The organism is Streptococcus sp. KHUD_016 (genome assembly GCF_051106465.1).
Lineage (GTDB): Bacteria > Bacillota > Bacilli > Lactobacillales > Streptococcaceae > Streptococcus.
This window is the reverse complement of record NZ_CP193663.1, coordinates 778,327-790,736: the sequence shown is the minus strand read 5'-3', so window position 1 is coordinate 790,736 and position 12,410 is coordinate 778,327. Positions and strand designations below refer to the sequence as shown.

Sequence of the window (12,410 nt, the reverse complement as noted above, 5' to 3'; positions counted from 1 at the left end):
TTATACCAATTTATCTAAGAAACTTTCCCCAATCATGGCAGTTTCCACACCAAAGTTATCCGCAACTGTCGCTGAGATATCTGCAAAATGTCCAACTGGAATGAGACCATTTCCCTTAAAGCTAGGGCTGTAAGCTAAAAGTGGAATATATTCACGAGTATGGTCAGTTCCAGCATAGGTTGGATCATTTCCATGGTCAGCAGTAATCAAGAGAAGGTCATCCTCTCTCATGGCTGCGATAATTTCAGGCAAGCGCTCATCAAACTCATGCAAGCAATCACGGTAACCATGAGCATTGCGGCGGTGTCCATAAAGGGCATCAAAGTCAACTAAGTTTGTGAAAGAGAATCCTTTTTCAAACTCAGCAAGTCCCATGGTCTTCAATAATGTATCAATTCCATGGCTGTTTGACTTGTTGTGGCCCATGTCATGGTTGATACCCGCACCGTTAAAGATATCGTTGATTTTACCAACAGCGTACGTATCGATACCTGCTTCGTTCAATTTATCTAAAACAGTCGGTGCAAATGGAGATACAGCCAAGTCACGACGGTTTGCTGTACGAGTGAAGTTACCTGGCTCACCAACATATGGACGGGCAATGATACGACCTAAAAGGGCAGGACGCTCAAGGGTAATCGAACGAGCGTATTCACAGATACGGTACAGTTCATCCAAAGGAATGATGTCTTCGTGGGCAGCAATTTGCAAAACAGGGTCAGCTGAAGTATAGATAATCAACTCCCCAGTTTCCATCTGGCGTGGTCCGAAATCATCGATAACAGCCGTACCTGAGTAAGGTTTGTTGGCTTCACGAATGACCTTGCGTCCTGAAAATTCTTCGATCTTTGTCAAGATTTCTTCTGGGAATCCGTTCCAGAAAGTATCGAAAGGCTCGGTAATGTTGAGTCCCATGATTTCCCAGTGACCAGTCATGGTATCCTTACCAAGGGAAACTTCTTCCAATTTTGTTGCATAACCTGTTGGATTGCTTTCAGCTGGTACAGTCTTTAGAGGAGTTTCACGAGGAATATTTCCTAGACCGATTTTAGCCATGTTTGGCACATTCAAACCAACTGTTTTGGAAATATGTCCTAGTGTATCAGAAGCACCGTCTGGAACCCCTGCATTGACAAAGTTATTGGCATCTGGCGCAGCACCGATTCCCACAGAATCCAGTACCACCAAGTGAATACGATTAAATTTTGACATAGTCTGTCTCCTTATTATGTTGATTAGTTTGCTTTTGTTGAAGTTAAAATCTGAACACCATCTCGTCCCGCTACGATGACCTTATCCACCATTTGGTTGAACAAGCCATGCTCTACGACACCAACGACATGGTCCAATTCTTGTCCGAAAGCAATCGGATCTTCAATGACATCCAAGGCTAGGTCAATGATAAAGTTCTGCATATCGGTCACAAAACGTTGGCCATCTTTTTCACGGAAACTTGGTTTGTAACCAGCTCGCTCAAACCGACGAAAGACCTGTTCTGCGCCATACTGAACCACTTCCACAGGCAATTTAAAAGCACCTAGTTTCTCTACCAGTTTGCTTTCATCCACCACCCAAATGTATTCTTTTGAGGGCGTTGCGACAACCTTCTCCATCAGAAGGGCACCACCACCACCTTTGATCCCGTTGAACTGACTATCTACTTCATCCGCCCCGTCAACCGTCACATCGACCAAGTCTACTTGATCAATCGACTTGAGCGGGATGTTCAGATCCTCAGCCTGTTTACTAGTCACACTGGAAGTCGTCACTGCAGTAATCTGCAAACCTTCTTCCTTAATCCGACGACCGATTTCTTCTACGAAATAGTAGGCAGTTGATCCAGTACCGAGTCCAACAACCATACCATCCTTGACAAACTCAGCAGCCTTGATACCTGCCATCTTTTTCAGATTCTCCACTTAAACACCTCCATTAAAGAGCTATTTTTATTATAACATGTATCCGTTTTTATTTCATGGATACACTGGAAAAACCCGAACATTTTTATTTCGGGTTTTGGTGTCCTATTTAACCATATCCGGATCGTAATCATAGAATCCTGTATCGAGAAAACGGTTTTTGGGGTGTAACTTGCGCACTTCCTCATCTAACAAGAAAGCTTGGTCATGGCTGAAATTTCCCTCTTGGATCAAGCCACGCGCTTGAATAAAAAGTTTAGCAATTTCTACAAAATTCTGACCAGGTGTGTAAAGCCCTTCGAGTTTCCAGTGAGTAAAGCCATGCTCCACTAGTTCTGTCAATTTGGTCATCAAATCAAGGTCGTTATTTGCAAAGATGTGGGTACCATGATTGTCTTCAAAGATGGAATAATGGCTCTCTGGGTCACTTGGTTCAGCCAAGAAGAGGTCACGTTTACGTGTCTTTTCATCATCGATGTGCGTGAAGTTATAGTAGTTTTGCAAGAGCGGACGCTTAGAATGGTGAATGACACTAGCTCCATAAACCAACACTTCAGCAGGAATTTCCAAAATCTCAGGCATCTTGAAGAGTTCAGCAGATGGAATTTCACGCGCCAAGACCGCCTCAGAAGCACCTGCCTTTTGACCCCAGAAGTTAATCTGACGACTGCTTGTCACCATGGTTGAAGCATCGTAGATGGTCTTAAAGGAATAGCCATCACGGTTGACTACGTAAAAGACACCTGCATCTCCTACTGTAATATAGTCTGTCTTGATCTCTTCCAAGAAGTCTAGGAAAGGCTTGATACGGTCCATCATATCTTGGTGCATGAGGGCATTAACTGCAACAATCAATTCCTTACCTGCTTCATGAACCAACTGAGCGATGGTGCGTAACTCTTCATAGCTAAAGGTTGTTGGCAGACGAAGTCCAAAATCTTTCTCACCAACGTAGATACGGTCTACGCCAGCTTCTAGTAACTGTTCAACTTGTTCAATACTTTCAGCAGTTGCTGTAATAATAATCTTTTCCATAAGAAAAATTATACCACATTTCTCAAAAATCAGCTATGGTTACTGAGAGTTTCACAAAAAGTTAAACTTGTTTCTATCTTTCCCAATCAAAAAAGTGAACAGTAACTTGTACCATTCACTCTATTTTATGCATGTGTTTCTTCAACTAGGTGGCCATCGTTCATGACATAAATACGATCAACCTTATCAAGAAGACGAGTGTCATGCGTAATCATAACAACTCCTCTACCTTGTTCATGGGCAATGGCAGCCAGCATCTCCGTTACTTGGTAGGCACGCTCAGTGTCAAGACTGGCTGTCGGCTCATCTGCAAGCACAATGCTTGGATTGTTATAGAGCGCTCTAGCAATCGCGGCACGCTGACGTTCGCCACCCGATAGAGCTTTGGGATAATGATTTTGAACTTTTTCCAAATCCAACAAGTCAAACAGCTCTTTTCGGTCACTTTTACTATTTTTTCCCTTATCTAGTCTGTCTATCAAATCCAGCTGTTCCTTGACCGTTAGAAAAGGAATTAAGTTTGAAGCCTGGAGAATGAAACCAAACTCTCTAAAACGGAGATCTGTTTTTTCCTTCTCCGTCAAACTGCCTGTTTCCTTCCCTTTGACTAGAATCTTTCCACTCGATGCTTCCTGAAGTTGTCCTAGAGTTGTTAGAAAGGTCGTCTTTCCAGAGCCAGAGGGCCCAACGATAGCTACGAACTCTCCCGCATTTAGCTGAAAATTCGTCTCATGCAGGGCTACGACTTTCATCTTTCCTTCCCCGTAAGTTTTTGTCACTTGATTCATTTCTATCAATGTTGTCATACTATTCTCCTTATCACTCTGCAATCGCAGTAATCGGGTCCACCTTTAGCAAGCGTGGAAGTGAAATGACACCACCTAGAAGGGCCATCAAGGAAATTACCAAACTTAGGACAGAATAGGCTATCCAACTTGGATAGAAAAAGAAGGTAGCTGGTAAGACTAAAATCACTCCTCCGATTGCCAGCAAGGCTAAAGCAATCCCCATACCAGCTAGGAGGAAGATTTGACAGAACAGAGACCATACAATGGTTTTGATCTGTATCCCTTGAGCTCGCATTATTCCATAAAGACCTAGTTTTTGGATGGTAATGATATAAACAAAAATCCCCACAATCAATCCAGTGATAACAATCATAGCAAGAATCATTCCTGAAAATACATTCACCTGAGGTGTGTAACCAGGGATTTTCGATATCATTTTTGGAATGGAAATCTGTTTCAGTCCGTCGCCAGTCACTTCTATGTCATTTTTCAATACCAAGGCAGAGATGGAACGATTGGCTTTCAAGGTTCCTTGTAAGGTCCAATAAGTTGTCAGACTCGTAAAGACAACAGGCTCGGTGAAAAATTTATTTCCTTGAGTCAGGCCTACAATCTTGTAACTTGAATCGCTTCCATTGAGCTGAATGGCATCGCCTAGCTTCATCCCATAGTTCTCAAAAGACTGGTCCACGACAACCTCATCATCTCCTTCAGGATAACGACCTTCCGTCAAACTAGGAGAGATAAAAGCGTCCCAGTCTTGAGCAAAAATGGAAACATTGACCTTTTCACTACCATCGACTAGATTGGTTACAGCGAACATATAGCCCAGGGGAGCAGCCTCTTCAGAACTCTTATCCTTGTAGTCCTTTTCAGGAATAAAGGATGCTGTCAAATTATCATTTGCGTAGTCGGATAAAACGACACCCGTTGCTTGCCAATTATCAATAGCGGCCCGGTTGTTTCGCACAAGACCGAGAGCTAGACTGGTCATAAAAAAGACCATAAAAGCGATAAGAAAAATGGTCGTTAAGATCAAACTATATCGAAGTTTGTTTCGTAATATCTCTTTGATAGCAAGATACATGCTTATCTCCTTTTACTTTTCCCAGAGGTAGCAAGAAGGCCACCCAGTCCAATAGACAGAATCTCTGTCCTTCCATCCATTCAAAACAACTCCTAACAATACTTTTCAAAAGTATCCAGGTAGCAACTTAACAAATCATCTTAGGAAAAAGCCTCAGCTTGCTATCAATTTATATAAGTTATCCTTTCCTTTCTCAGTATATTTATAATAGAGAAAGTCAGGTCATCTGTTTTAAGTGTAACATCCATGCTATCACTTTCTCTAGTGGGTGTCAAGAAGAGTGACTTAGAAGATGATAAGAGACTTTAGTAGTTTTGTAACAATCCTGTAATAATTCTCTGCATAAAAAATGATAAAATAGTTATGTACTGTTAAGGAGAGAATCATGTCCGCAAGAAAACTAGAAGCTTATGAGTTTGAACAAGCCCCCGAATCGAAACAAACTCCGCTTTACCAAGATTACACACCTGAAGCCCCAGTCGGCCCTAACCTAAAAGAGATTTTATTTTTTGTAAATATCGCTTGTTTCTGTATTTTTATGGCACTGTTTAGTTTTATCTTTTTAGCCTTAAAATTGAACACAGCTTTATCATTTGTTGCTGCAATGGGTCTTAGTTTCGCCCTTTTACAACTTCAAAGAAAGATAATCAAACGAAAATTTTCAAAATAAAGGTTGGTACTACTACCAGCCTCTTTTCTAGTTATCAAAAAAGACAGTTATATAACTGTCTTTTTTATTTATTCTTACGTTTTGAAGGAGATTGAATAGCGATCTTAACTTCAAAAATTGTTCCTCTAGGTTTGTTATCTTTTACGCTAATCGTTCCTCGTAAGGCATCTACGATCTGCTTGGCCAAAGATAGTCCTAGACCAAAACCGCCTTTCTGACGGGTTCTCGCCTTGTCTACACGATAAAAGCGGTCAAAGATTTTCTTCTTATCGGCAGCTGAGATCCCAATTCCGTTATCCGTTACTGTTAGATAGAGGTGGCGATCTGTAGCATGAACTACGAACTCAATTTTCCCATCTTCTTCGGTATACTTGATGGCATTGTCAAACAAGATGGTCATGAGCTGTTTTAGGAGCAACTGATCGGTCATGAAAGGACGATAAATCCGATTTTCATACTCAAAAATACGATCATTTTCAGAAGCAATCAACTCATAGTTAGCAAAGGTCGTCTTAAAGAACTGTGGTGATACTTCTGCTATTTCTGGTTTAATTCCATCATCGCGACGTGCAAGGTTGAGAAGATTGGTCGTGAGGAAACGCATGTTGCGAACTTCTTCAAGGCTCGAAGCAATACTTTCGCTGGATTCCATAATCGTTGCCTCTGGTTTTCGAAAGAGATTCTCTAACCGATTTTGTAAAACGGCCAAAGGCGTTCTCAGTTCGTGACTGGCATTTTCGACAAAGGACTTCTGCTTTTGCATGCTTTCCAGCAAGGGTTTGACACTGACACGTGCCAAGTAAACACTGGCAATTAAAGACAGGAGCCAGAAACTAGCCATGACTACAACAATTAAATGCTCATGGTTTTGGCTGATTTGCTCGAGCTGGCTGGTATTGATTAAAACCGCTGCATACTTGACGTTACTCGAGACGGAAGACGAATTGGTTTCCATCAAGATCATCCGATAGGTTTCTTCCTGACCGTAGCTATTGACAACTTGGATTTGACGAATGTGATTCAACTCTTTCTTGTCCAGCTTAATCTTATCCAATCCTAAAAAGCGATTGCCCAGTAAGAGTTGGTTAAAATCCTTGTCAAAGAGCAAGACTTCCGTATTGGAGCTGACATTGGGCTTGATTTCAGCCTTGTTGGCATCCGCTGTTGCTGGTTGAATATCCTTGACCTCTTCAGTCGCCCGATTCAAGGCTAACTGGATAACCGCTTGGGGACTGCTACTAAGGGCTTGGAGTTTTTCATCTACAGAAGTATAGAGACTCGAGTGCATGACCTGGAGGATAATCAAGGTCATCGCAGAGAAGATCAGGGTGAACACTCCAAAGTTTCGAATGAAATAGCTGAAATCATCCGCATACCATGTTTTTTTTAGTTTATTGAACATCTTTTAAAATATACCCGACACTACGCAAAGTTTGAAGATTTTCAGCAAAGGCTGTTCCCTTCAATTTCTTACGAACTTTTGAGACATAGACTTCTACAACGGAAATCGTCGTATCGCTATCAAACCCCCATAGACGGTCAAAAATTTGCGTCTTGGGAAGAATGACATTTTGATTTTGAAGGAAATAAACCAATAACTCAAACTCTTTTCCGAGTAGTTCCACAGGAGTATCTTCCACTTTCACTTCATTCGTTGAAAGGTTGACGACAATATCTCCATAGGTCAAGGTGTTTTCGTTGAACTTACCTGAACGCTTGAGAAGGGCTTGGATCCGCATTTTGAGTTCTTCTAGATAGAAAGGTTTGGTGAGGTAGTCATCCGCTCCCAACTCAAAACCATGTCCCTTGTCATCCAAACTTTCCTTAGCGGTCATGATAAGGACTGGTGTCGTGATTCCTTTTTCGCGCAACTCTTTCAAGACTTGGAAGCCATTTTTTTCAGGCAACATCAGGTCAAGCAAAATCAAGTCATAGACGCCACTTTCAGCTTCGTAGAGACCTTCTTCTCCATCAAAAACCTGCATGACATCTGCAAAATCATCTAAAAAGTCAAATACTGAGTTTGACAACCCTAAGTCGTCTTCTACTAGTAAAATCTTAATCATCTTGTTCTCCTCCTGCTATAAGATACTAATCAGCTTCATCTAAGGTTATTATAAAATAAAGAATTTTTGTATCATTTTTTGGATCTTAGTATAATTCTTTAATTATTATATCATGGCTTTAACAAATGGATTAAGATTTTGTAGTGTTTTCTTCATTATTTTGGTTAGAATTGATATCCTTGGCCTTCGTACTTCCATCTGCATTGGCTGGTTTCTTCTTAGAATTGCTACCGCCTTCTTGATTATTATTTCCTTGCGGCGGCTGTCCACCGTGACTTTGCATATTATTGCCATCTTGATTATCTTGCTGGGTTTTCGATGTTTGAACGGTCGACTGCTGATTTGTTGATTTTTGAGTCAAAGAACCGAATATATAACCACCAAGCAAGCCGACCACTAAAGAACCACTTGCTACTACTGATAGCCTCCACTTGGTGCTTTTTCTACAACAATCATTTTCTCTTTATTCATTCTATATTTTTCTTTCTTTCTGCTTTAAGTTTCTGTGAAAAAATGAAGAAGCTCTACTTCATAAATTCACCACATCCTTTCTTTAGGCTACATACATCTTAATTATTTTTTCTTAAAGAATACTAAAAGATGAGAAAATTCTTAGAAAAATAATAGAAAATTTATCCAAAATATTTTTTTAAAATACGACCGTATCGTCTCAGTAAAAGATAATCCGCTATTGCTGGGGATAGAAGGTTTAATGTTGTAAAAATCTTTGTACCTTGTCCCATCAAAATCACTCTTTTACGAGATTTTATACCTTTAAGTAAAGCTTGGGTTACTTGATTTGTACTTGATATAGAGATCCCCATTTCTCTCCAAACTGGATGATAAGGCTTTTCTGATGGTGTGTCTGCTGCATTGGGGCAAAAATAAGTTATATGCATCTTTTTCTGCTCCTGTATTAATTCTCGGTTCATTGATTCGATAAAAGAAAAAAGTCCGGCGCGGCTCGCCACATCTACACTATAATAGGGGAAGGCCAGCCTACCATCTGCAAAACCTCCTGAATGCACAATGGTTGCTCCTTTTTGATTTTTTAACAAAGGTAAAAAATGTTTGCTGACAAGGATAGCCCCTATTAGGTTAATCGTCATAGTTTGATTGATCTCCTCCTCAGAGTGAGATAATAAAGATTTTCGTACATCAAATCCCGTTGCATTAATAACAATATCTATATTACCCGACCACTTTTGAACTTCAGACACTGCAACTTTAATAGAAGTTTCATTCGTTATATCTACTGAGCAAATCGGAATCTTGGAAGCAATATTCTCAGAAAAACTGGCTAATTTATTCATATTGCGACCTAAAAGAAATAAATGAGCACCTGCTTGAAAAAAAGCTTGTGTATAGGCTTGTCCCAAATTTCCACTGGCACCAATAATAACGACTCTTTTATTCTTAAAATAATTGTCACCCATAACATACTACCTCATTAGTGAACCTTTTGTGATAGGTTTAATATAACAAGCCCCACAATAACTAAAGCAATTCCCAAGAGACTTGCGAACGTTACTTTTTCATGAAAAAGCAAAATAGATAGCACAGTTGTTCCAACCAAACCAACACCAGACCAAATAGCATAGACTAGATTTAGTTGTATGCCTTTCAAAGACAAAGATAGAAAGAAAAAACACAAGCCATACAAAACTAAAGCAAGAATCCCAAAAAGCATTTTCGAAAAACCTTGCGACAGTTTTAACAGACTTGTGGCAGCTATTTCAGATACAATAGCAAGAGTTAAATAAACGTAAGACATCATTGTCCTCCTAGAATCAATAGAATTGAAAAGCTAGTCGGAAAACAATTGATTTAGCGATGAGTGGAAGCGAAGCAGGTCCAAAGTGTACAAGCATTAGCTAAAATCATAGACTTGATCTTTGAATTCTTGTAAACAGGAATCTTTTTTCGTCCACATAACTCATCTAAAGAGATCTGATAAAAATCAGCTAAGCGAATCAAACTATGACTATCTATAATTGTTTTATCATTTTCCCAATTTGAGATAGTTTGACGAGTCGTCCCCAGACATTCTGCTATTTGATTCTGACTGTAGCCATTTTGTTCTCTAAATAATTTTAATTGTTTTCCTAACATCTGCATTTCCTCTTTATATTATTCTTTTCTTCACGAATTGGCTAGACGAAATTCTTTAACATCCTATACAATTCTAGGTAAAATTTCTTTGACATTGCTATTATAACACGATTTTCAGGATGGACACTTTATACTGACTTCCAAAAAACAGCAGATTGCAAGATCCGCTGTTTTTTATCTATTACTTACTTGCTTTCAAAACCTTTTCTACTGCTGCTTTTTCACGCTTAATCAAATCAACACGCGCTGCGATATCCTTGATCCCCATGCGAATGTTACGGCTAAGAGCAAGGTCAGAGAGTTGTGGCTCAAAGAATTCCTTGTACTCTGCCAAGCGTTGCTCTGTCTTAAATACATGGGCAGGTAGGATAACAAAGCTATCAAAGCTCATATCCCCACCAAGAGCTGCCTTGATCCACTCCCAGTTTTCACGCGCCCATACCCAAACAGTTTCTTGAGTTGTTTGATGATCTAGGAACTGGTAATACCAAGCAGACAAGTCTTGTGGTTTCACAACAAACTTATCCTTCCACGAACTAATCAAGGTTTGGATATTGTCAGCATCTGTACTGTAGGCTAGAGCAGCTGCCAACTGGCGTTTGAAAACAGCATCTGTGGCATGAGTGTAGAGGTCCAGATAAGTTGCGACCAAGTCCTTGGTCTCATGGTGTTTCATCTCATTGATGAGAACTTGTGCACGGATGGCTGCTGGAAGTCCTGCAAGGTTCTCCTTATGAGCTGCAAAGATTTGGCTAGCGACTTGACTAGCTTCTGCATCATTGGAGCGAATCATCATGGAAATGGTCAACTGACGAACCAATTCATCCTCATCTGATTCTCCATCTTTGGCTTCAAAGCCAAGACGGTCATAGTTGTGACGAGCCAATTTAGCAACCAGTGATTTGAAGGCTGTTTCAGCATCTGTTCCTTCATCAATAAAGCGCTCAAGGGCAGAAATCACTTGAGAAACAGCTGAAACGACAAGGTAAGATTCTTCCTTAGCAAGTTTATCAAGGACTGGGAGCAAGTCTGCATAAGAAATGTAACCCGCTTCAGCCAACAAACGACGTTCTTGAACGATTTGTAGTTTGCTTGTATTATCAAGTGTTTCTAGCTCAGCAAGAACAGCTTCTAACAAGTCTCCTTGATAGTCTGTAATGTAGTGGGCAGTATTTTCAGTGTTGAGACGAAGGGCTCCTTTATTTTCAGCAAGAAGAGCGGCGTAGCCAGGAATTTCGATACTTTCAGTTTCAAGTGTATCTGGTAGACCTTTCCAGTTGCTGTTGAGTGGCACTACCCAGAGGCGGTTCTTGTCTTCATGCTCACCGATGAAGAATTGTTTTTGCGAAATCTTCAAGACGTCATTTTCAACTTTGACAGTGAGAACTGGGTATCCAGGTTGTTCCAACCAAGAATCCATGAAGGCTGCAACATCACGTCCTGATGCTTGTCCGAGAGCATTCCAAAGGTCTCGACCAATGGTATTGCTGTATTGATGTTTTTCAAAGTAAGCATGCAAGCCTTTAGCGAAATCCGCATCACCGAGCCAACGGCGAAGCATGTGCATGAGACGGCTTCCTTTGGCATAGACGATAGCGCCATCAAAGAGGGTATTGATTTCATCTGGGTGTTTAACTTCAACGTGAACAGACTGAACGCCATCCGTCGCATCGCGTTTAAGCGCAGCTGGAACACCACCTGTTTGGAAGTCTTCAAAGATATTCCAACTTGGCTCGATGGCATCCACACAGACGTATTCCATCATGTTAGCGAAGCTTTCATTAAGCCAAAGGTCATCCCACCATTTCATAGTCACGAGGTTTCCAAACCATTGGTGAGCCAACTCATGTGCTACAACTAGGGCAACTTGTTGACGGCTAGCAAAGGTTGAGTTCTCATCCACAACCAAGTAAACTTCACGGTAAGTCACAAGACCCCAGTTTTCCATGGCACCTGCTGAGAAGTCAGGAAGGGCGATGTGGAGCGATTGAGGAATTGGATACTTAACTCCGTAGTAATCTTCGTAAAACTCGATTGAGCGAACGGCGATGTCTAATGAGAAATCAAGGTTAGATAGTGGATGGGCTTTGGTTGAGTAAACACCTACGAGGGTACCGTTTTTAGTTTTAGCGGTCACCCCTTGCAAATCACCAGCGACAAAAGCCAACAAGTAAGAAGACATGCGAGGTGTCGTTTCAAACTTCCAGATGCCTGTTTCCTTGCGGTTTTCCACATCGATTTCAGGCATATTTGACAAGGCCACTTCACCTTCTGCTTGGTCAAAACGTAGAGCGAGGTCAAAAGTTGCTTTGGCTTCAGGCTCATCCACACATGGGAAGGCTTCACGCGCAAAATGGCTTTCAAACTGAGTAGACAAGACTTCCTTCTTGATACCATCAACTGTGTAGTAAGAAGGGTAAATCCCTGTCATGTTGTCTGTAATTTTTCCTGAAAAAGCAATGACCAATTCAACTTGACCAGCCTCAGCCAATTCGATATGAAGGGCTTCATTGTCATGGTCAACTGTAAATGGACGAGCTTGACCCGCAACTTCTACAGAAGCGATTTCCAAGTCTTTTTGGTGAAGGGAAATACGGTCACTCTGTGCTTGACCAGTGATGGTCACCTTCCCAGAAAAGGTCTTGGTCTCACGACTCAAGTCTAAAAATAAATCATAGTGTTCAGGAACAAATTGCGTAATAAAATGTTCTACTGCTTGCATAGTTTTCTCCT

Annotated in this window: 13 protein-coding genes; 1 reads left to right on the top strand and 12 read right to left on the bottom strand. The window is 40.9% G+C overall.

What is annotated here, in order from left to right; genetic code table 11:
- From ACORHV_RS03645 to ACORHV_RS03625, 5 genes are all read right to left on the bottom strand, one after another.
- Entirely contained in the window at positions 1 to 1,212 is a 1,212-nt protein-coding gene (locus ACORHV_RS03645; protein WP_247940791.1) for a phosphopentomutase, read from the bottom strand.
- A 23-nt stretch (positions 1,213 to 1,235) separates the two neighbouring features.
- Positions 1,236 to 1,919: a ribose-5-phosphate isomerase RpiA gene (gene rpiA / locus ACORHV_RS03640; RefSeq protein WP_247940790.1), complete on the bottom strand. Its 684-nt coding sequence runs from the start codon at positions 1,917 to 1,919 to the stop codon at positions 1,236 to 1,238.
- Positions 1,920 to 2,024: 105 nt separating this feature from the next.
- Entirely contained in the window at positions 2,025 to 2,954 is a 930-nt protein-coding gene (locus ACORHV_RS03635; RefSeq protein ID WP_434398838.1) for a peptidase U32 family protein, read from the bottom strand.
- Between the two features lie 125 nt (positions 2,955 to 3,079).
- Positions 3,080 to 3,760 carry an ABC transporter ATP-binding protein gene (locus ACORHV_RS03630; protein WP_000209231.1) on the bottom strand — a complete coding sequence of 227 codons (681 nt, stop codon included), beginning with the start codon at positions 3,758 to 3,760 and terminating at the stop codon, positions 3,080 to 3,082.
- A gap of 13 nt (positions 3,761 to 3,773) precedes the next feature.
- Positions 3,774 to 4,829 (bottom strand): ABC transporter permease, encoded by a 1,056-nt coding sequence (locus ACORHV_RS03625; RefSeq protein ID WP_049479725.1) that lies wholly within the window; start codon positions 4,827 to 4,829, stop codon positions 3,774 to 3,776.
- Positions 4,830 to 5,214: 385 nt separating this feature from the next.
- Here ACORHV_RS03625 and ACORHV_RS03620 point away from each other — a divergent pair, with 385 nt between their 5' ends.
- Positions 5,215 to 5,499, top strand: coding sequence for a DUF3270 domain-containing protein (locus ACORHV_RS03620; protein ID WP_049479726.1), 285 nt, complete (start codon positions 5,215 to 5,217; stop codon positions 5,497 to 5,499).
- A gap of 64 nt (positions 5,500 to 5,563) precedes the next feature.
- On the opposite strand, the gene ACORHV_RS03615 is transcribed toward ACORHV_RS03620, so the two are convergent.
- The 7 genes from ACORHV_RS03615 to ACORHV_RS03585 all read right to left on the bottom strand — a co-directional run bounded on the left by ACORHV_RS03615 (position 5,564) and on the right by ACORHV_RS03585 (position 12,399).
- Entirely contained in the window at positions 5,564 to 6,901 is a 1,338-nt protein-coding gene (locus ACORHV_RS03615; RefSeq protein WP_042768396.1) for a sensor histidine kinase, read from the bottom strand.
- Complete coding sequence (gene ciaR, locus ACORHV_RS03610; protein ID WP_000590630.1) at positions 6,891 to 7,565, bottom strand: two-component system response regulator CiaR; 675 nt, start codon at positions 7,563 to 7,565, stop codon at positions 6,891 to 6,893. The genes ACORHV_RS03615 and ciaR overlap by 11 nt, the downstream gene beginning before the upstream one ends.
- Before the next feature lie 130 nt (positions 7,566 to 7,695).
- Positions 7,696 to 7,926, bottom strand: a complete 231-nt coding sequence (locus ACORHV_RS03605; protein WP_434398835.1) for a hypothetical protein — start codon at positions 7,924 to 7,926, stop codon at positions 7,696 to 7,698.
- Between the two features lie 271 nt (positions 7,927 to 8,197).
- Positions 8,198 to 9,001, bottom strand: coding sequence for an SDR family NAD(P)-dependent oxidoreductase (locus ACORHV_RS03600; RefSeq protein WP_000502736.1), 804 nt, complete (start codon positions 8,999 to 9,001; stop codon positions 8,198 to 8,200).
- A gap of 14 nt (positions 9,002 to 9,015) precedes the next feature.
- Positions 9,016 to 9,342 carry a DMT family transporter gene (locus tag ACORHV_RS03595; RefSeq protein WP_009013481.1) on the bottom strand — a complete coding sequence of 109 codons (327 nt, stop codon included), beginning with the start codon at positions 9,340 to 9,342 and terminating at the stop codon, positions 9,016 to 9,018.
- Positions 9,343 to 9,392: 50 nt separating this feature from the next.
- A complete protein-coding gene (locus ACORHV_RS03590; protein ID WP_049505707.1) occupies positions 9,393 to 9,677 on the bottom strand; it encodes a helix-turn-helix domain-containing protein in 285 nt (94 codons plus the stop codon).
- 181 nt (positions 9,678 to 9,858) lie between these two features.
- Positions 9,859 to 12,399, bottom strand: coding sequence for a M1 family metallopeptidase (locus ACORHV_RS03585; RefSeq protein WP_434398832.1), 2,541 nt, complete (start codon positions 12,397 to 12,399; stop codon positions 9,859 to 9,861).
- Positions 12,400 to 12,410 lie beyond the last annotated feature (11 nt).

What these genes read in the sequence shown, in the direction of transcription:
- ACORHV_RS03645 (WP_247940791.1), bottom strand. Translation starts at nt 1,212, where the DNA reads ATGTCAAAATTTAATCGTATTCACTTGGTGGTACTGGATTCTGTGGGA.
- ACORHV_RS03595 (WP_009013481.1), bottom strand. Translation starts at nt 9,342, where the DNA reads ATGATGTCTTACGTTTATTTAACTCTTGCTATTGTATCTGAAATAGCT.
- ACORHV_RS03590 (WP_049505707.1), bottom strand. Translation starts at nt 9,677, where the DNA reads ATGTTAGGAAAACAATTAAAATTATTTAGAGAACAAAATGGCTACAGT.
- ciaR (WP_000590630.1), bottom strand. Translation starts at nt 7,565, where the DNA reads ATGATTAAGATTTTACTAGTAGAAGACGACTTAGGGTTGTCAAACTCA.
- ACORHV_RS03615 (WP_042768396.1), bottom strand. Translation starts at nt 6,901, where the DNA reads ATGTTCAATAAACTAAAAAAAACATGGTATGCGGATGATTTCAGCTAT.
- ACORHV_RS03620 (WP_049479726.1), top strand. Translation starts at nt 5,215, where the DNA reads ATGTCCGCAAGAAAACTAGAAGCTTATGAGTTTGAACAAGCCCCCGAA.
- ACORHV_RS03625 (WP_049479725.1), bottom strand. Translation starts at nt 4,829, where the DNA reads ATGTATCTTGCTATCAAAGAGATATTACGAAACAAACTTCGATATAGT.
- ACORHV_RS03630 (WP_000209231.1), bottom strand. Translation starts at nt 3,760, where the DNA reads ATGACAACATTGATAGAAATGAATCAAGTGACAAAAACTTACGGGGAA.
- ACORHV_RS03585 (WP_434398832.1), bottom strand. Translation starts at nt 12,399, where the DNA reads ATGCAAGCAGTAGAACATTTTATTACGCAATTTGTTCCTGAACACTAT.
- ACORHV_RS03600 (WP_000502736.1), bottom strand. Translation starts at nt 9,001, where the DNA reads ATGGGTGACAATTATTTTAAGAATAAAAGAGTCGTTATTATTGGTGCC.
- ACORHV_RS03635 (WP_434398838.1), bottom strand. Translation starts at nt 2,954, where the DNA reads ATGGAAAAGATTATTATTACAGCAACTGCTGAAAGTATTGAACAAGTT.